This window comes from Bacillus sp. RE35, from assembly GCF_052146655.1.
Classification (GTDB): domain Bacteria; phylum Bacillota; class Bacilli; order Bacillales; family Bacillaceae_G; genus Bacillus_A; species Bacillus_A cereus.
On the sequence record NZ_CP197377.1, the window covers coordinates 1,897,004 to 1,914,799 of the forward strand.

Below are 17,796 nucleotides of genomic sequence, written 5' to 3' on the forward strand. Positions count from 1 at the left end.
TATATATAAAAGAAATATAGGGAGTGTTTACAGTGAATCTGTTATTATTCGATTTTCCTTCTGAATTTTATACTGACAGGCTTTTTATTCGAATGCCGAAACCAGGAGATGGTAAAGTTGTATATGATGCAATTCAGGCTTCAATAGAAGAACTAAAACCTTGGATGGTGTTTGCACAAAAAGAGCAAACAGAGCAAGAAGTAGAAGAAAGTATTAGAAAATCACATATTCAATTTTTGCAACGTGAGGATTTAAGATTACTAGTATTTTCGAAAGAAACAGGTGAATTTATTGCTTCAGCCGGATTGCATCGTATTAATTGGGATATACCTCAATTTGAAATCGGATATTGGATTGATACAAGGTTTAGCGGAAAAGGCTATATGGTAGAGGCTGCGAAAGGTATAACGGATTACGCTTTTTCTGAATTGAAAGCAAACCGTGTAGAAATTCGTTGTGATTCTTTAAATAAGAAGAGTAGAGCGATACCTGAGAAATTAGGTTTTAAGTTAGAAGGTACGTTAGAAAGTGCGAGTGTTGCGGTAGATGGAAACGGATTAAGGGATATGTGTGTATTTGCCATGACTAGAAATACATATGAAAAAGAAGAGCTGTAAGAAAATAGCTCTTCTTTTTATGCATTATGGTACAGGATGTCCATTAGAGCTTTCGAAAATTGTAAACCATTGTTGACGGTCTAAGTTAACTTTTGTAGCAAGAGCGGCAGTTTTTACGCGATCTAATTTACCAGAGCCAACGATTGGCATCATATTAGCTGGATGAGCAAGTAACCAAGCATACATAACCGTATCGATATTAGAAACACCTAGCTCAGTAGCAACTTTTTGCACAGTTTCGCGTACACGTACAGCACGTTCTGATTGACCAGTAAAGATCTCACCACCAGCAAGAGGTGACCAAATCATTGGATTGATTCGTTTTTCTTGGCATAAGTCAATTGTTCCTTTTTCAAAATGCTCAAGCTGCAATGCAGAAACTTCAATTTGGTTCGTAATAAGTGGAAAATCTAAGTACGAATTTAACATATTAAATTGTGAAGGTAAGAAGTTAGATACACCGAAGTGACGAACTTTTCCTTCTTGTTTTAATTGTGAAAAGGCTTTTGCCACTTCATTTGGATCCATAAAAGGATCGGGACGATGAATAAGTAATACGTCAATATAATCTGTATGTAAATTTTTAAGTGATGCTTCTACACTTTGCATAATATGCTCTGTACTAGTATTGTAGTGAGCAACATATCGTTCTGGAAATTTCGGTGATGGGGGAGCGATTCCACACTTTGTAATAATTTGCATGTTTTCTCGTAAGGAAGGCTTTAATTGTAAAGCTTCGCCAAATAACCCTTCACACGTATATGCGCCGTAAATATCAGCGTGATCAAAAGTAGTAATTCCCATATCCATACAATCTTCAATGAAAGAAAGTAATTCTTGTTTTGTCATATTCCATTCTGCTAAACGCCAAAATCCTTGAATAATACGAGAAAATTCTAGCGTTTCAGCCATTTGAACTCGCTCCATTATAAGTACCCCCTTGATGAATAATAATGTTTTGAAAAGGCTTTCTTACTACATATTATTATATAGTTAATTAGGTGTACAGACAATAAATATGTTTTGCTACAAAAACGATTTTCTCTATATGTTATAATGTAGAAACATATAGCTATAAGGAGATGTACGAAATGATTCCAGTAACAATATTAACTGGTTTTCTTGGATCGGGGAAAACGACATTATTAAATCGTATTTTATCAGAAAATCACGGTAAGAAATTAGCGGTGATTGTAAATGAAATAGGGCAAATTGGCATTGATAATCAGTTGATTATGAATGTGGAAGAAGAAATTATGGAAATGACAAATGGCTGTTTATGCTGTACTGTACGTGAAGACTTACTTGTTGCTTTAAAACAGTTATTGGACGTAAAAGCAGAAGGGAAAATGGATTTTGATGGTTTAGTAATTGAAACGACTGGCCTTGCAAATCCAGGCCCGATTATTCAAACATTCTTTTTAGATCCAGTCATCCAATCTGCTTACCAAATTAACGGTGTTGTAACGGTGGTAGATAGTTATCATATACATAAACATTTTGAAAAAGGATTAGAAGCAAAAGAGCAAATTGCGTTTGCTGATGTTGTTTTAGTAAATAAATTAGATTTAATTGAAGAGAATGAGAAAGAAAATCTCTTGCATGAAATTCAAGGAATTAACCCGACTGCAAAGTTAATTGAGGCGACTAACTGTGAGGTAGATATACCATCTTTATTACAAATCCAAACGTTTAAAACGAAAGATACGTTGCAAATTTACCCTCATAAAGAACATAACCACTTAGAAGGTGTGAAATCATTTGTATTACGTGAAGAACGTCCGCTGGATTTACAAAAGCTTAATGAGTGGATGTCAGCTGTCGTGCAAGAGCTAGGGGAATATTTATATCGTTACAAAGGAATTTTATCGATAGACGGAGTAGATAAACGTATCGTTTTCCAAGGTGTACATACGTTATTTGCTGCTTCGTACGATAGAGAGTGGCAAGAGGGCGAAGAGCGAGTAAGTGAAGTAGTTTTTATCGGAAGAGATATTAATAAAGAGTGGTTCCAAGAACATTTCGAGGAGTGTGTGAAATAAGTCTGCGTAAATTGTAGGCTTATTTTTTATGAGTATTCTATTAGATTGCAAAACAGAATTAAATAAGGGAAAGAAACTAAAAATTGATGACTGTATAATAAAAAGCCTGTTTTCACAGGCTTGTATTTTCGTCTATTAGTAACTCCATTACAACACCTACAACTGGACCTTCATCATCAATATCCCCATTTAAGCGGAAACCAAATGATTCATACAGTCCCATTGCAAGTTTGTTGTCTGGATGTAAACTTAAGTAAATTATTTTACATTCAAATTTTTCTTGTAAGAATTGAATAAGTAAGCGAAGGAAACGTTTTGCGTATCCTTTTCCTTGATATTGTTGGTCAATCATAAAGCGATCGAGCCATACACTTTTATGTTTTACTGAATACCATCCATACATTGCGTATCCTACAAGTGTTTCGCTATCATATAAACCTACTGACGTTCCGTTTCCTTCATATAATGATTCTGCTAAAGAAAACGCGTTACTTTCAATAAATTGTTGCTGATCTTTTGCGACGTCTAAAGCAACTACTGAACGCCAATTTTTTGCTGTTACTTCACAAATGTGAAGATTCATAATTCCAACTCACCTTCTAAATTAATATAGCTTTCAAGCTAATATGGATAATTTTACTTGTTATTTTGGTCAAGTCAAGGATAAATACATAAAAAGGCAGCTGAATAACAGATTCAGCTGCCTAGAAAATATAATGGATTAGTTTGTTGCTTCTTTCAATGTATTTACGTTTTCTTCCATTAAAGTGAAGTAATCTTTATTATTTTTTGCATCATCTTCAGAAATAGTAGCTAAGTGATTTAAGCGTAAAACTTTTGTACCAGTTTCTTTTTGAATTACGGATGCTACTTTTGGAGTAGAGAACGTTTCGAATAAAATATATTTTAGATTATGTTCTTTTACTGTTTTTGTAATGTCAGCAAGCTGCTTTTGAGATGGTTCATCAGAAGCTGAAATTCCAGCGATAGGAATTTGTTTTAGGCCGTATCGTTGTTCCCAGTAACCATAGGCAGCATGAGAAACTAAAATTTCTTTCGTTTTTGCGTTCGCTACAGCTGCCTTAAATCCATCGTCTAAATCAGTAAATTTAGTTTGAAGTGCTGCAAAGTTTTTTTCGAATTCTTTTTTATGTTCAGGTTGTAATTCTACAAGTGCATTTTTAATTTTTTCTGCTTGTTTCATTGCTAGAGTAGGATCTAACCAAACATGTGGGTCTTTATCGTGATGATGTTCATCTTCTTTATGGCCATCTCCATGATCATGATGCTCTTCTTCAGTAGAAGCACGAAGCTCAATACCTTTAGATGCATTTACAATTTTAACATTTTCTTTTTGTAATGTTTTTTCCATTTTTTCAGCAAATGGTTCTAATTCAGCGCCGTTATAAACAAATAAATCGGCTTTTGCAACTTGTACTGTTTGTTTTTGACTTGGTTCAAATGTATGTGAATCTGCACCAGGTGGGTAAATTGCTTCAACATTTACATAGTCGCCACCAATTTTCTTTGCGAAATCAGCAAGTGGGAAAATCGTTGTATAAACTGTTAGCTTTCCATCTTTCTTGGCATTACTTTCTTTTTTATTTGAGCAGCCAGCGAAAATTAAGGTAAAAATAAGTAAGAATGAAAATATAGTCAATCTTTTAGGCATGAAGTTCTCCTCTTTTCTTTTTTACGGATATATTTTCCCCAATTATAGAAGAAAAATATCATTTTAATACAAAACGGAATAATTACGTTTTAGTTTGCGAACTTAGTATAATACATCTTTAATAAAGTTGCAATAAATAATAATCATTCCGATTTGTTTTTGTTATAAATTTGTCAAATATAGGTGTATTATTTTTGCAAATGCATGCATATGTGACAACGCTGTTTTCATATATTGAAAAGGAGGTAAAGAGGGGGATGAGCGCTTGGGTTACTTAATGGAAGCTATTTTATTAATATTAGCGGTAGTATTGCCATTATCTTTCGTATTAATTTTTTTAAGAAGATTAATAAGTAATTTAGGGGACGCTACAACAATAACGAAATTACAAGAGAGAGATGAGAAAAAAGAGTGAGTAAAGCACTATGCGTACGCATAGTGTTTTACTTGTGGTAAAATAAGAGCAGGAAACTCCTAAAGGTTGTATTTTACTGAAGGAGAGAAAAGTAAAATAAGAGGTATATGCATATATGAATAAGCGAACAGCGTTAATACTTGGTGCAAGTGGTTTAGTTGGACAAGAGATAACGCGTCTATTACTTGAATCAGATTACTACGATTCGGTTACTATTTTTGTAAGAGAGCCAATGCAATTGCAACATGAGAAGTTACAGCAGAAACAAGTTGATTTTTTGGTATTAGAGGAATATAAAGAGTTCTTTGCTGTGGATGATGTTTTTAGTTGCTTAGGAACAACAATAAAAAAAGCAAAAACAAAAGCAAATTTTAAAAAAGTAGATTATGAATATACGTTACGAGCTGCTTGTTTAGCTGAAAAACAAGGGGTACAAAATTTTCTTGTCGTGTCTTCTATGGGAGCGAATCCTAAATCATTTTTCTTTTATTCACAAGTGAAAGGGAAAATGGAAGAAGAATTGCAAAAGTTAGTGATCGGTGGTATTCACATTTTTAGACCATCATTATTAGTAGGAAATCGACAAGAATTTCGTTTCGGCGAACAAATGGCTGAAAAGTTATCTCGTATTATTCCTTTTATCTTTAAAGGGGCTTTCAAAAAGTATAAACCAATTTCAGCTAAAGATGTGGCGAAAGGGATGTATATAACCGCGCTGCGAGAAGAATCGGGTATCCATACTTATAATTCAAATGAAATTACAACGATAGAATAAATAAAACCGAGAAGAATGACTTCTCGGTTTTATTTATTCGTATGAATTTTCCCTGGCGCTCGCTCATATTGATACGGTTCTTCTAACTCAAAGCCAAGTTCATTGGCGGCTATTCGTGGAAAGTAAGGATTGCGAAGTAACTCACGTCCGATAAAAATTAAATCTGCTTCGTTATTGTTTAAAATTTGCTCTGCTTGTACTCCGGTCGTAATCAATCCAACTGCACCAGTTGCAATGTTAGCATGCTCTTTAATATGTTTAGCATATTGTACTTGATACCCAGGATAAACATCGATACGTGCAGGGACAACAGCTCCAGAGCTACAATCGATTAAATCTACTCCTTGTTCTTTCATCCATTTTGTATACTGAACATAATCTTGAACTGTTAACCCTTCAGGATGATAATCATTTGCTGAAATACGGACAAATAACGGTCCGTTCCAAACTTCATTTATCGAGTCAATGATTTCGCGTAAGAAACGATAGCGGTTTTCAGGTGAGCCGCCGTATTCATCCGTCCGTTTATTAGTAAGTGGTGATAGGAATTCATTGATAAGGTAACCGTGAGCGCCATGTATTTCAATAACATCAAATCCAGCTTGTTTTGATCGTACTGCAGCTTGCTGAAAAGCTAATACAGTATTTTTAATTTGGTGTTTGCTCATTTCTATTGGCATTTTCATTGTTTCATTAAATGGAATGGCTGAAGGAGCTAACGCATCTGTTTCTAATTCTGCTTTTCTTCCGGCGTGAGCGAGTTGAATGGCAGCTTTTGCGCCGTTATCATGTATAAAAGTAGTCGTTTTATGTAAGCCTTCAATTAGGTTGTCATCCCAAATACCTAAGTCTTTGTTAGAAATTCGTCCTTCAGCTAACACCGCAGTTGCTTCAACCATAACTAAACCTACTTGGCCAGCAGCGCGAGTTCCATAATGAATGAGATGAAAATTCGTAACGCTGCCATCCTCATTCCCCGATGAATACATACACATAGGCGACATAACGATACGATTTTTTAGTGTAACGTTCTTAATTGTATAAGGTGAAAAAAGCTTGGAATTCATCAAATAGCCTCCTTGATTGAATTTTCTTATATTTTACCATTCTCTTTTTTGTTTCTCTAATAAAACGCTTATACGAAAAATTTTGTATATTCGTGTTACAATGACTAATATGAACTGAATTGGAGGATGGCATATGTACCAGGCTTATTATGAAAGCGAAGTAGGTTTGCTTGAAATTACAGCGAATCAAGAAGGAATTACGTCTGTTATATTTGTTGATGAACGACAAGAAGAAAATAAAAATGAAATGATAGAACAATGTATAAATGAGTTAGATGAATATTTTAAAGGGAAAAGAAAAGAGTTTACGGTCCCGCTGTCTGCGGAGGGAACAGCATTTCAAAAAAATGTATGGGATGCACTTTATACTATTCCATACGGCGTAAGTGCTTCATATTTAGATATTGCAGAGAAAGTTGGAAATATAAAAGCTGTACGGGCAATAGGAGGGGCAAATAGTCGGAATCCAATTTCAATAATTGTTCCATGTCACCGTGTAATAGGAAAGAGTGGAAAGCTTGTTGGATATGCTGGTGGTTTATGGAGGAAAGAGTGGTTATTAAAACACGAAGGTATTTTGAAATGACGTATGGATGGGAAGAGGGATTGTTTTGAAATGTATAAATTGTGGGCAACCTTGCGAGGAGGAACAGTTAAATTGTGCAAGTTGTCAGCGAAACTTGGATAATGAACAAGAGGAAGGTAGCTCGTTAATAGATAAAGAACTGGAAGTATATGTAGGGAGACAATATCCGTATTACAAAAGGAAATGGAATCTTGAGAATAAGCGGATTGCTAGGTGGAGCTGGAATGGTTGGGCTGCTATTTTCAATATAGGCTGGCTAGGATATCGTAAGTATTATGTACCAGCTGCTTTATTTATGTTGTTATTAGTAGCGTGTGATGCATTTTCGTATTATATGGGATTTAATGTAGCGTTGCCAATCATTAATATGGTGCCTCTTACGTTTTTATTACTCATTTTTATTCTGTTTGGAATGGGGATTTTTGCAAATGGATTATACTATCAATTTGTGGAAAGACGTATATACCGAATAAAAGCAAGAGAAATAAAAGATAAATCAGTTGAAAACTATCTAATCAATGATAGCGGCGGAACGAGCAAAATGGGAGCGACAATTGTTACTATTTTAGCAGTTGCTAGCATATTTTTTAGCCATTTCTTTTTTCCGACTGATCGAGACGTTATTCAAAAGGTTCGTACAAGCTCGCTTTATGAATATCCTTTCTTTTCAATAGGTGAATCTTTCGAAAATTATTTTCAAAATTCAGGTTGGATATATTATCGTGGAACGGAAGGGTTAGAATTAGTAGAATTCCAAGGGTATAACACCGGAACGCCAAGACAAAAGGTGAAGATTCAATTTGTTGTCGATTATAAATTAGGTGAAGTGGAACCATACTCACTTATGGTTAATGGTGAATCTAAAACTGAAGAAGAGTTTTTGAAGCTGATGGAAGAAATATTTAAAGTTCAAAATCCATTTGATATAGAGGATGGATTACAAGTAAATGCTATTCAAGAAAGCGGCTGGAAAGAAATTTCCGATCGCTTTTTTCTATGTTTGTTAAAATAAATATTTAAAATAATCAGAATCTTTTGTATAATGAAATATATTATATAGGATTTAACTTATACATATAGATTGGGGGAAGGAAGAATGAAGAGAAAGACAACAACAATTGCTGCACTTGCGTTAACGACGAGTGTATTGGTTGCAGGATGTGGGAATGGTGAGAAGGCTTCGACAACGAAGAAAGAATCGAATAAGGGAATGGCCGATAAACAAGTTTTAAATTTGCTAGAAACAGCTGAAATTCCTTCAATGGATACATCTAAATCAACAGATTCTGTATCTTTCCGTGTATTTGTAAATGCAATGGAAGGTTTATATCGTCTAGATAAAGATAATAAACCAACACCAGGTATGGCAAAAGATGTGAAGATTAGTGAAGATAAAAAGACATATACATTTGAATTACGTGATGCGAAATGGTCAAATGGTGATCCAGTTCGAGCACAAGATTTTGTATATGCATGGCAACGTACATTAGATAAAGCATTAGCGGCAGAATATGCATTCATTTTATTTGATGTGAAAAATGCACAGAAAGTAAATAAAGGTGAATTACCAGCAGATCAATTGGGTGTTAAAGCGAAGGATGATAAAACGTTGGTAGTAGAATTAGAGCAACCAGCACCTTATTTTCTTGAGCTTACGTCGTTCCCTACATTTTTCCCATTAAATGAAAAATATGTGAAAGAGCAAGGAGATAAATACGGATTAGAAGCAGATAAATTATTATATAATGGACCATTTACAATGAGTCAATGGAAACATGAACAAAATTATCAGTTGAAGAAAAATCCTAATTATTGGGATAAAGATACTGTAAAATTAGACGAAATTAATGTAAGTATTGTGAAGGAAACAAGCACGGGAGTAAATTTATATGATAGTGATCAAGCAGATCGAGTTATTTTAACTTCTGAATTTGTTGATAAATATAAAAAGAATAAGCCAGATGAATTTAAAACGAAGTTAGATCCACGCATATATTTCTTACGTTTTAACCAAAAAAATGCAACATTTAAAAACCAAAAAGTACGTGAAGCGATTGATTTAGCATACGATAAAAAAGGAATTGCTGATGTCATTCTAAATGACGGTTCATTGCCAGCATATTTCTTAGTACCTGAAAAATTCACGACAGGTCCGGATGGAAAAGATTTCCGCTCTGTAAATAAAAACTTCCGTGATAGTAAAGATAATGCAGAGAAAGCAAAAAAATTATGGGAAGAAGCGAAGAAAGAGCTTGGTCAAGATACAATTACGGTTGAATTACTAAACGATGATAACGGTAGCCGTAAAAAAGTGGGCGACTTTATTAAGGAAGAACTAGAGAAAAACTTGCCTGGTATTAAAGTGAATTTGAAACAGCAACCATACAAGCAGAAGCTAGATTTAGAAAAGAAATTCCAATATGAATTCTCATTATCTGCATGGAGTCCTGATTATCCGGATCCAATGACTTATATTGATATGTTTGTTACTGGAAGCTCATTTAATGAAATGGATTATTCTAATCCGAAGTATGATGATTTAGTAGCGAAATCAAAAGGAGAGCTATTAAAAGATGATAAAGCACGCTGGAATGCACTTGCGGAAGCTGAAAAAATCTTAATTGGTCAAGACGCAGCAATTTCTCCTACGTACCAACAAAGTACAGCTTATTTAGAGAAGCCGTTTGTAAAAGGCATTGCTAACCATACGTTTGGCGGGGACTTCAGTTATAAATGGGCATATATTACAAAAAAATAGTATAATAAAAGATGAGTGAATTTTCGCTCATCTTTTATTTGTATAAGGAGGAATTATAGTTGTTAAGGGGAATCAATCATATTTGTTTTTCGGTATCTAATTTAGAAAACTCTATTATGTTTTATGAAAAAGTATTAGAAGGAGAATTATTAGTTAAAGGAAGGGAATTGGCTTATTTTAACATATGTGGAGTATGGATAGCGCTTAATGAAGAGACGCATATTCCGAGAAATGAGATTCATCAATCTTATACGCACATTGCATTTTCTGTTGAACAAGAAGACTTTAAATCTCTAATACAGCGATTAGAAGAAAATGATGTTCATATTTTACAAGGAAGAGAACGTGATGTAAGAGATTGCGAATCTATATACTTTGTTGATCCTGACGGTCATAAATTTGAATTTCACTCAGGGACACTGCAAGACCGTTTAAATTATTATAGAGATGAGAAACCTCATATGACATTTTATTAGGGAGGGATAGTATTTGCATGCACTTGTAATTGGTGGAACAGGAATGCTAAAGAAAGTTTCTATGTGGCTTTGTGAGAAAGGATTTTATGTTTCTATTATCGGGCGAGATGAAGTGAAATTAGAAAATGTTAAGCGAATGAGTTCTGCACTAGAAAATATTACATGCCTTTCGTTAGATTATCATAATGATGAAGATGTAAAGCTAGCTATTAAAAGTACAATTAAGAAAAATGGCCCAATCACATTAGTTGTTGCATGGGTACACACAAGTGCAAAGCATGTACTATCAAATATTTGTAAAGAACTAGATTTGTCGTCTAAAACATATAGTTTATTTCATATTTTAGGTAGTAAAGCATCACGTATGCCTGCACAAAAAATAGGGAGTACGCGATGTATTTATCATAGAATTATTTTATGTTTTATTTTAGAAGATACATATGGAAGATGGCTTACTCATGAAGAGATAGCTGATGGAGTTATAAAAGGGATTGAAAGTAAACGAGCGGAGTGGATTGTAGGGAGAGTTGAACCGTGGGAATTACGACCAACATGGTGAGGGGGAGTAAGAAATGAAAACAACTATATATGTAACAAGGCATGGTGAAACAGAGTGGAATGTAGCGAAGCGAATGCAGGGACGGAAAAATTCTGCTTTAACTGAAAATGGTATAGTTCAGGCGAAACAATTAGGGAATCGAATGAAAGATTTACCAATCCATGCGATCTATAGTAGTCCGAGCGAAAGAACACTTCATACGGCAGAGTTAATAAAAGGGGAACGTGATATACCCATTATAGCGGATGAGCATTTCTATGAAATTAACATGGGTATATGGGAAGGACAAACAATCACGGATATAGAAAAGCAATTTCCAGAAGAAGTACATCTGTTTTGGAATGAGCCACATCTTTTTCAGTCAACATCAGGCGAAAATTTTGAGGCCGTTTATGAAAGAGTAATTGAAGGGATGCAGCTTCTTTTAGAGAAGCATAAAGGACAAAACATATTGATTGTTTCTCATGCGGCAGCAGCAAAATTACTTATAGGGTATTTCGCGGGAATGGAAATAGAAAATGTGTGGGATGATCCATTTATGCATAGTGCCAGTTTGAGCATAATAGAATTTGAAGAGGGTATTGGTAAAGTGAAACAATTTGCAGATATAAGTCACTTTCAATAAATGTAAAAAAGGCCGCAAAACGGCCTTTTTTGGGTGGTATAAAAACTAGCAGTTACGTTTTTTATACCAGAAGTGATCGAATTTCTTATTTTTGCAAGATGGGAATTTATGTCCGCCTTTGCAATCATTCCATTTGTGTCCGCTATCGTGACAGTCTTTACCATGATCACATGAATCATCGCAAGAGTGACCGTGTCTGTTAGGGAAGAATTCGCATTTTTTACAGAAACTTCGTTTTGTCCAGAAAAATTTCTTTTCAAAGCGTATGCATTTTGTAATGAATGTACAATGTTTTCTGCGAGTACGTTTTGTAACTAATACGCATTCTTTTCTACGCGTTACTTTCGTAACGAACGTCCATTTTTGAACACGTACACGTGTACATTTCGTAACAAATGTCCATTTTTTTACGTGCGTACATTTTGTAACGAACGTACAATGTTTCACGCGAGTACATCTTGTTCTTGGACATTTACCCCCAGTTGTACATTTACATCCAGTTGTACAATGATGATGAGTGAATTTATCATCATCGCATTCAAAAGTACTTGGATCTTGGTGTAAGAAATCCTCCATCCCAGCACTTTTGATTTCTTCGACAGCTTTTCTAATATCACGTTTCATAGAAATCCTCCTTATCATGTATTAAAGTGAAAAGGTATTCTTTTTCCTTAACATGATATGTATGTAGGCATCTTTCTGAACAGGACAAGAGTGTAATTTTATATAAATAGATGATTGCGGATGTATGGACAAGAAAAGGCGCATACATTGAAGGAAGAGAACTGAGAAGGGATGAGAAAACATGCTGCCTTCATATGATTTTTTTGTTCATCCAATGTACTTAGTGGAATTGAAAAAGGACATTTGGTCAGATAGTCCAGTGCCAGCGAAATTAACTTATGGAAAAAAGAAGTATGATATTGATATCGTATACCGAGGAGCTCATATTCGCGAATTTGAGAAAAAGTCTTATCATGTTATGTTTTATAAGCCTAAAAAATTTCAAGGTGCGAAAGAGTTTCATTTGAATTCGGAGTTTATGGATCCGTCTCTCATACGAAATAAATTATCTTTAGATTTTTTTCATGATATTGGTGTACTTTCGCCAAAATCACAACATGTATTTATAAAAATTAATGGTCAAATTCAAGGTGTGTACTTACAGTTAGAATCGGTTGATGAAAATTTTTTAAAAAATAGAGGATTACCGAGTGGTTCTATTTATTATGCGATAGATGATGATGCGAATTTTTCATTAATGAGTGAACGAGATAAAGATGTTAAGACAGAGCTCTTTGCGGGTTATGAATTTAAATATTCGAATAAAAATAGTGAAGAACAACTGAGTGAATTTGTATTTCAAGCGAATACTTTGACGAGGGAAGCCTATGAAAAAGAAATTGGGAAGTTTCTACATGTAGATAAATATTTACGATGGTTAGCAGGAGTTATTTTTACGCAAAACTTTGATGGTTTCGTTCATAACTATGCACTATATCATAACGATGAAACAAATTTATTTGAAGTTATACCGTGGGATTATGATGCGACTTGGGGGCGAGATGTACAAGGGAGACCACTTAATCATGAATATATTCGCATTCAAGGGTATAATACGTTAAGTGCAAGATTGCTAGACATACCTGTATTTAGAAAGCAGTATCGAAGTATTTTGGAAGAAATATTAGAAAATCAATTCACAGTTTCGTTTATGAGGCCGAAAGTAGAAGGGTTGTGTGAATTGATTCGCCCATATTTACTACAAGATCCATACATGAAAGAAAAATTAGAAACATTTGATCAAGAGGCTGATATGATTTATGAATATATAAATAAAAGAAGAAAGTATATACAAGACCACTTACATGAATTGGATTAATTTTGAAAGAGATTGAAACGTTATCAATCTCTTTTTTTTGTATAATAAAGATGTATCAATAAAAATGAAGTAATATATTTGATAGAGAATGGGGATGCGGATATATGACGATTAAATGGATTGATTGGGTAAAACAAATACAATCTATAGCTCAAGCGGGTTTAACGTATTCTAAGGATGTGTATGATATTGAGCGTTTCCAGCAATTACGAGATATTTCTATTTCAATGATGTCACATTATACGAAAACAGATTGGGAAGTCGTAGAGAAATTATTTGCAAGTGAGACAGGCTATCAAACACCTAAAGTTGATATAAGAGCGGTTGTTTTTCAAAATGAAAAGTTATTATTTGTGAAAGAAAAAAGCGATGGGAAATGGGCATTGCCAGGTGGATGGGCTGATGTCGGTTATACGCCAACCGAAGTTGCAGCAAAAGAAGTTTTCGAAGAGACAGGTTATGAGGTAGATCATTTTAAGTTACTAGCTATATTTGATAAAGAAAAACATCAACCATCTCCATCGGCGACGCATGTATATAAGATTTTCATTGGATGCGAGATTATTGGTGGAGAAAAGAAAACTAGCATTGAAACAGAAGAGGTGGAGTTTTTTGGTGAAAATGAATTGCCTAATTTATCAATTGCTAGAAATACAGAAAACCAAATTAAAGAGATGTTTGCCTACATGAAAGACCCGCAGAAAGAGAAATTAATAGATTAATCCTGCTTGAATTGTACATATTGTTAAAATGAAGATATTGGCAGATTGCAGCCTTTATGTAATAATGGGATGGTATGTGAAGAAAAAAGGAGATAAAAAAGAACATGTTAGCAAACATAATAGATCAGTTATTGCAATTTTTTGCAAGCTTAGGTTACTTTGGAGTAGCTCTTGCTTTAATGATTGAAGTAATCCCGAGTGAAATTGTACTTTCGTATGCTGGCTTTTTAGTAGCGAATGGTAAAATTAGTTTTGTGGGTGCAGTTATCGCCGGAACGATTGGTGGTACTTTAGCGCAAATCTTTTTATACTGGCTTGGATACTACGGAGGGCGTCCGGTTGTAGAGAAATATGGGAAATATCTACTTATTAATAAACATCATTTAGACATAGCGGAAGGTTGGTTTAAGCGTTATGGAGCAGGCGTAATATTTTCTGCGCGCTTTATCCCAGTAGTACGTCATGCGATCTCTATTCCAGCAGGGCTAGCTAAGATGCCATTAAAACTATTTACACTTTATACGGTTGTAGCGATCATTCCATGGTCAATTCTATTTATATACTTAGGTGAAAAACTTGGTGGGAATTGGCGACAAATTAAAGAGTATGCATCTGATTACACACATTACATAATTATAGGAGCTGTTCTTTTTATTGCTCTATACTTTGGTTTAAAGTATTTCAAAAAGAAAAAAGCAGCGCGTTAAAGTCAATGATTTTTCATTGGCTTTTTTTGTTTGTTTCGGTTCTAAAGAAAAGGAGTTGTCCATAATGTGTAATAATAAAGCGTAGCGGAGGAATGTGATGAAAGGGTCACCGTTTATACGTGGAACGATATTTTTAACGATGGCAACGATGATATCAAAAATGTTAGGGTTTATATATGTTATACCATTTACAGCGATGGTCGGTACGAGTGGTTACGTTCTATACACATATGCATATCGTCCTTATACCATCATGCTCAGTATAGCAACAATGGGATTACCGCTAGCTGTTTCAAAGATGGTATCAAAATATGATCAACTGAATGATTATCATACGGTTAAGAGAGTGTTGAAAAGTGGAATCGTGTTTATGTTTATAATGGGAGTCATTTCGTGTTTTACGTTATATATGCTAGCTCCGCATTTAGCTAAACTTGTCATCGATGGGAATGATCAAACGGGGAATAGTGTAGGAGCGGTTACTATTAATATTCGAATTGTAAGTTTTGCGTTAATACTTGTGCCAGTAATGAGTTTATTAAGGGGCTTCTTTCAAGGATTCCAATCGATGGGGCCTTCTGCATTAAGTGTAGTTGTAGAGCAATTTTTTCGGGTTTTAACCATTTTAATAGGAAGCTTTGTCGTTTTATATGTTTTAAAAGCTTCTGTTTCGCTAGCGGTTGGTATTTCAACGTTCGGTGCATTTATGGGAGCTGTAGGTGGATTAACTGTTTTAAGTGCGTATTATATAAGAAGGAGAAGGCACTTAAAGAAAAAAGAGATGGAAAGTATACCACAAACAACGAAATCTTTTTTCTCATTGTATAAGGAGCTCTTTACATATTCTATTCCTTTTGTTGTGGTGGGCTTAGCAATTCCGTTGTATCAGACGATTGATACATTTACAATTAATAAACTACTTATACAAATAGGGTATATGCAAGGAGAAGCGGAAAAAATTAATGCGATAATTGGTCTTGTTCAAATGGTTGTGCTTATCCCGGTATCCGTTGCGACAGCTTTTAGTATGTCTCTCGTACCAGAGATGACGAAAGCTTACACAGCAGGAAATACGAAGCTATTGTACAAACATTTTACGAGAACAAATGTATTAGTAGTAGCAATTACGGTACCGGCGGCAATTGGAATGATGGTGTTAGCCAAACCTGTATATACTCTTTTATTCGGTGCTGGAAATGATCCAGAGATGGGGAGAATCATTTTACAGTATTATGCTCCTGCTTGCATACTATTTTCTCTTTTTACAGTAACGGCTGCTATGCTACAAGGAATCAATCAACAGCAGAAGACGGTGCTAGGACTAGTGATTGGAATTATTGTGAAGATAGTTTTAAATATTGTATTGCTTCCGTATTTCGATTATGTAAGTTTTATCATTTCAACATACGCGGGCTATACGATTTCAGTCGGGTTTAACTTGTGGATGCTTTCTAAATATGTTATAAAGGCAACATAAGCTTTTAAGGCAGAGAGCACTCTGTCTTTTTCTATGTTTATCCCGCTTTAACGGGCAGTGAGACCCTCACCGCACAATTCAGCGAAAAAAAGAAGTTTGGTTGGGGGCGGATAACCCGTAAAAGCCCGATTTGTAAGGGCTAATAATTGGTGAGGATGAAGCCCCCCACTGATTAAAGTTTCACTTTATAATATTTTTCTTATAAAAACGTTTTCAAAATAATTTTTCTATTGAAATTTAAACGTATGTTTCATATGCTGAGAATGGCGGTTTAAAAACTGTGATTTAAGAGAGGTAGATTCCTACATGTAAAAAGAATCGGGGTGATAGTATGTTAAATATATATTTAACAGACCGAAACGGAAAACTACAAGAGATTGAGGAAATGCAAAAGGGGTGCTGGATTAATGTACTTCATCCAACAGAAGAAGAAATTCAATATCTAGTACAAACTTTAAATGTAGACTTAGATTTCATTAAAGACCCTTTGGATGATGAAGAACGCTCTCGTATTGAAAAGGAAGACAATAATACTTTAATTATCGTGGATATTCCGACAGTTAGACATGACGAAGAAGGAAATTCGATTTATGACACGATTCCAATAGGTATGATTGTGATGCCGGATTGTTTTGTTACAATCTGCTTAGAAGAGAATCCAATTTTTGAACGTTTTATTAATCAACGTATTAAAGAATTTTATACGTTTAAGAAGACGCGCTTTGCACTTCAGCTCTTATATACGATTTCTACTTATTATTTAAGATACTTAAAGCAAATAAATCGAAAAACAATTGATTTAGAGCATCAATTAAATCAGTCAATGAAAAATAAAGAGATTTTCACATTGTTAGGCCTTGAGAAAAGTTTAGTATACTTTACAACGTCATTAAAGGCTAATAAAATTGTAATTCAAAAGTTAATGCGTAATAGTACATTTTTAAAAATGTATGAAGACGATCAAGATTTATTAGAAGATGTATTAATTGAAAATAAACAGGCTATTGAAATGGCGGAAATATATAGTCACATTTTAAGTGGAATGATGAATACTTTTAGCTCCGTTATATCAAATAATTTAAATAGTGTTATGAAACTGTTAACGTCAATTACGATCATTTTATCTTTACCGACGATGGTTTCTAGTTTCTTTGGAATGAACGTAAAGGTTCCGTTTGAAGGGGAAGCCCACGGTTTTGTAATTGTACTCATCATATGTGTAACACTATCTTTCACGTTAGCTTTTGTTTTTTGGAAGAAACGTTACTTTTAACGATAAGAAAGCTGCTCTAGCATAGTTATATAACTACGCTAGAGCAGCTTTTTTGCTATGAAATCTCAAATTTTGAATAGAATATAACTTGTACAATGTAATGTATATAAAGGGTATGTATGCCATATAAACCTTGTTCAATT

20 protein-coding genes are annotated in these 17,796 nt (G+C 34.4%); 15 read left to right on the forward strand and 5 right to left on the reverse strand.

Translation table 11 applies throughout. The features are described 5' to 3' along the window. Nucleotides 1–32: 32 nt before the first annotated feature. Nucleotides 33–617 (forward strand): GNAT family N-acetyltransferase, encoded by a 585-nt coding sequence (locus ACTL4X_RS09895; RefSeq protein WP_001050716.1) that lies wholly within the window; start codon nt 33–35, stop codon nt 615–617. Nucleotides 618–641: 24 nt separating this feature from the next. Here ACTL4X_RS09895 and ACTL4X_RS09900 read toward each other — a convergent pair whose 3' ends face one another. Beyond that, nucleotides 642–1,544, reverse strand: coding sequence for an aldo/keto reductase (locus ACTL4X_RS09900; RefSeq protein WP_000442783.1), 903 nt, complete (start codon nt 1,542–1,544; stop codon nt 642–644). Nucleotides 1,545–1,708: 164 nt separating this feature from the next. Here ACTL4X_RS09900 and ACTL4X_RS09905 point away from each other — a divergent pair, with 164 nt between their 5' ends. Further along, the gene (locus ACTL4X_RS09905; RefSeq protein WP_000613422.1) at nt 1,709–2,659 is read left to right on the forward strand and encodes a CobW family GTP-binding protein; all 951 of its coding nucleotides are present in this window, start codon (nt 1,709–1,711) and stop codon (nt 2,657–2,659) included. A gap of 112 nt (nt 2,660–2,771) precedes the next feature. Here the strand turns inward: ACTL4X_RS09905 and ACTL4X_RS09910 are convergent, their stop codons facing one another. Further along, nucleotides 2,772–3,242: a GNAT family N-acetyltransferase gene (locus ACTL4X_RS09910; RefSeq protein ID WP_001048682.1), complete on the reverse strand. Its 471-nt coding sequence runs from the start codon at nt 3,240–3,242 to the stop codon at nt 2,772–2,774. Between the two features lie 138 nt (nt 3,243–3,380). Next, on the reverse strand, nt 3,381–4,331 hold the full coding sequence (locus ACTL4X_RS09915) for a metal ABC transporter substrate-binding protein (RefSeq protein ID WP_001126148.1): 951 nt from the start codon (nt 4,329–4,331) through the stop codon (nt 3,381–3,383). Nucleotides 4,332–4,596: 265 nt separating this feature from the next. On the opposite strand from ACTL4X_RS09915, the gene ACTL4X_RS09920 reads away from it, so the two are divergent. Together ACTL4X_RS09920 and ACTL4X_RS09925 are read left to right on the forward strand one after the other, a co-directional pair. Next, on the forward strand, nt 4,597–4,746 hold the full coding sequence (locus tag ACTL4X_RS09920; RefSeq protein WP_000540932.1) for a hypothetical protein: 150 nt from the start codon (nt 4,597–4,599) through the stop codon (nt 4,744–4,746). Nucleotides 4,747–4,861: 115 nt separating this feature from the next. Beyond that, the gene (locus ACTL4X_RS09925; RefSeq protein ID WP_001042733.1) at nt 4,862–5,521 is read left to right on the forward strand and encodes an oxidoreductase; all 660 of its coding nucleotides are present in this window, start codon (nt 4,862–4,864) and stop codon (nt 5,519–5,521) included. 29 nt (nt 5,522–5,550) lie between these two features. Here ACTL4X_RS09925 and namA read toward each other — a convergent pair whose 3' ends face one another. Continuing rightward, nucleotides 5,551–6,588, reverse strand: a complete 1,038-nt coding sequence (namA, locus tag ACTL4X_RS09930; RefSeq protein ID WP_001086181.1) for an NADPH dehydrogenase NamA — start codon at nt 6,586–6,588, stop codon at nt 5,551–5,553. A 133-nt stretch (nt 6,589–6,721) separates the two neighbouring features. Between namA and ACTL4X_RS09935 the strand changes: the two genes are divergently transcribed. From ACTL4X_RS09935 to ACTL4X_RS09960, 6 genes are all read left to right on the forward strand, one after another. Beyond that, nucleotides 6,722–7,174 (forward strand): methylated-DNA--[protein]-cysteine S-methyltransferase, encoded by a 453-nt coding sequence (locus ACTL4X_RS09935; RefSeq protein WP_000283912.1) that lies wholly within the window; start codon nt 6,722–6,724, stop codon nt 7,172–7,174. Between the two features lie 7 nt (nt 7,175–7,181). Further along, a complete protein-coding gene (locus tag ACTL4X_RS09940) occupies nt 7,182–8,186 on the forward strand; it encodes a DUF2628 domain-containing protein (protein WP_002041009.1) in 1,005 nt (334 codons plus the stop codon). Between the two features lie 84 nt (nt 8,187–8,270). Then, nucleotides 8,271–9,932, forward strand: coding sequence for a peptide ABC transporter substrate-binding protein (locus ACTL4X_RS09945; RefSeq protein WP_000824276.1), 1,662 nt, complete (start codon nt 8,271–8,273; stop codon nt 9,930–9,932). Between the two features lie 59 nt (nt 9,933–9,991). After that, nucleotides 9,992–10,408, forward strand: a complete 417-nt coding sequence (fosB, locus tag ACTL4X_RS09950) for a FosBx1 family fosfomycin resistance bacillithiol transferase (RefSeq protein ID WP_000943762.1) — start codon at nt 9,992–9,994, stop codon at nt 10,406–10,408. 13 nt (nt 10,409–10,421) lie between these two features. Beyond that, nucleotides 10,422–10,967 (forward strand): short-chain dehydrogenase, encoded by a 546-nt coding sequence (locus ACTL4X_RS09955; protein ID WP_000543111.1) that lies wholly within the window; start codon nt 10,422–10,424, stop codon nt 10,965–10,967. A gap of 13 nt (nt 10,968–10,980) precedes the next feature. After that, nucleotides 10,981–11,592: a phosphoserine phosphatase 1 gene (locus ACTL4X_RS09960; RefSeq protein ID WP_000858834.1), complete on the forward strand. Its 612-nt coding sequence runs from the start codon at nt 10,981–10,983 to the stop codon at nt 11,590–11,592. A gap of 45 nt (nt 11,593–11,637) precedes the next feature. Here ACTL4X_RS09960 and exsB read toward each other — a convergent pair whose 3' ends face one another. Continuing rightward, nucleotides 11,638–12,216, reverse strand: a complete 579-nt coding sequence (gene exsB, locus ACTL4X_RS09965) for an exosporium protein ExsB (RefSeq protein ID WP_000817498.1) — start codon at nt 12,214–12,216, stop codon at nt 11,638–11,640. A gap of 181 nt (nt 12,217–12,397) precedes the next feature. Here exsB and cotH point away from each other — a divergent pair, with 181 nt between their 5' ends. The 5 genes from cotH (at nt 12,398) to ACTL4X_RS09990 (ending at nt 17,653) form a co-directional block, all read left to right on the forward strand. After that, nucleotides 12,398–13,474: a spore coat protein CotH gene (cotH, locus tag ACTL4X_RS09970; RefSeq protein ID WP_000938001.1), complete on the forward strand. Its 1,077-nt coding sequence runs from the start codon at nt 12,398–12,400 to the stop codon at nt 13,472–13,474. 104 nt (nt 13,475–13,578) lie between these two features. After that, the gene (locus ACTL4X_RS09975; RefSeq protein ID WP_000153585.1) at nt 13,579–14,196 is read left to right on the forward strand and encodes an NUDIX hydrolase N-terminal domain-containing protein; all 618 of its coding nucleotides are present in this window, start codon (nt 13,579–13,581) and stop codon (nt 14,194–14,196) included. 104 nt (nt 14,197–14,300) lie between these two features. Beyond that, nucleotides 14,301–14,903 carry a DedA family protein gene (locus ACTL4X_RS09980; protein WP_000880691.1) on the forward strand — a complete coding sequence of 201 codons (603 nt, stop codon included), beginning with the start codon at nt 14,301–14,303 and terminating at the stop codon, nt 14,901–14,903. Between the two features lie 97 nt (nt 14,904–15,000). Continuing rightward, complete coding sequence (locus tag ACTL4X_RS09985; protein ID WP_000678840.1) at nt 15,001–16,380, forward strand: putative polysaccharide biosynthesis protein; 1,380 nt, start codon at nt 15,001–15,003, stop codon at nt 16,378–16,380. Between the two features lie 331 nt (nt 16,381–16,711). Next, nucleotides 16,712–17,653 (forward strand): magnesium transporter CorA family protein, encoded by a 942-nt coding sequence (locus ACTL4X_RS09990; protein ID WP_000932389.1) that lies wholly within the window; start codon nt 16,712–16,714, stop codon nt 17,651–17,653. Nucleotides 17,654–17,796 lie beyond the last annotated feature (143 nt).

Excerpts from the sequence above, each read along its gene's own strand:
- ACTL4X_RS09925 (WP_001042733.1), top strand. The coding sequence starts at position 4,862 with ATGAATAAGCGAACAGCGTTAATACTTGGTGCAAGTGGTTTAGTTGGA.
- ACTL4X_RS09940 (WP_002041009.1), top strand. The coding sequence starts at position 7,182 with ATGGGAAGAGGGATTGTTTTGAAATGTATAAATTGTGGGCAACCTTGC.
- ACTL4X_RS09900 (WP_000442783.1), bottom strand. The coding sequence starts at position 1,544 with ATGGAGCGAGTTCAAATGGCTGAAACGCTAGAATTTTCTCGTATTATT.
- ACTL4X_RS09980 (WP_000880691.1), top strand. The coding sequence starts at position 14,301 with ATGTTAGCAAACATAATAGATCAGTTATTGCAATTTTTTGCAAGCTTA.
- ACTL4X_RS09915 (WP_001126148.1), bottom strand. The coding sequence starts at position 4,331 with ATGCCTAAAAGATTGACTATATTTTCATTCTTACTTATTTTTACCTTA.
- ACTL4X_RS09935 (WP_000283912.1), top strand. The coding sequence starts at position 6,722 with ATGTACCAGGCTTATTATGAAAGCGAAGTAGGTTTGCTTGAAATTACA.
- ACTL4X_RS09905 (WP_000613422.1), top strand. The coding sequence starts at position 1,709 with ATGATTCCAGTAACAATATTAACTGGTTTTCTTGGATCGGGGAAAACG.
- ACTL4X_RS09985 (WP_000678840.1), top strand. The coding sequence starts at position 15,001 with ATGAAAGGGTCACCGTTTATACGTGGAACGATATTTTTAACGATGGCA.
- cotH (WP_000938001.1), top strand. The coding sequence starts at position 12,398 with ATGCTGCCTTCATATGATTTTTTTGTTCATCCAATGTACTTAGTGGAA.
- ACTL4X_RS09960 (WP_000858834.1), top strand. The coding sequence starts at position 10,981 with ATGAAAACAACTATATATGTAACAAGGCATGGTGAAACAGAGTGGAAT.
- ACTL4X_RS09990 (WP_000932389.1), top strand. The coding sequence starts at position 16,712 with ATGTTAAATATATATTTAACAGACCGAAACGGAAAACTACAAGAGATT.
- ACTL4X_RS09945 (WP_000824276.1), top strand. The coding sequence starts at position 8,271 with ATGAAGAGAAAGACAACAACAATTGCTGCACTTGCGTTAACGACGAGT.
- ACTL4X_RS09910 (WP_001048682.1), bottom strand. The coding sequence starts at position 3,242 with ATGAATCTTCACATTTGTGAAGTAACAGCAAAAAATTGGCGTTCAGTA.
- ACTL4X_RS09975 (WP_000153585.1), top strand. The coding sequence starts at position 13,579 with ATGACGATTAAATGGATTGATTGGGTAAAACAAATACAATCTATAGCT.
- namA (WP_001086181.1), bottom strand. The coding sequence starts at position 6,588 with ATGAATTCCAAGCTTTTTTCACCTTATACAATTAAGAACGTTACACTA.
- exsB (WP_000817498.1), bottom strand. The coding sequence starts at position 12,216 with ATGAAACGTGATATTAGAAAAGCTGTCGAAGAAATCAAAAGTGCTGGG.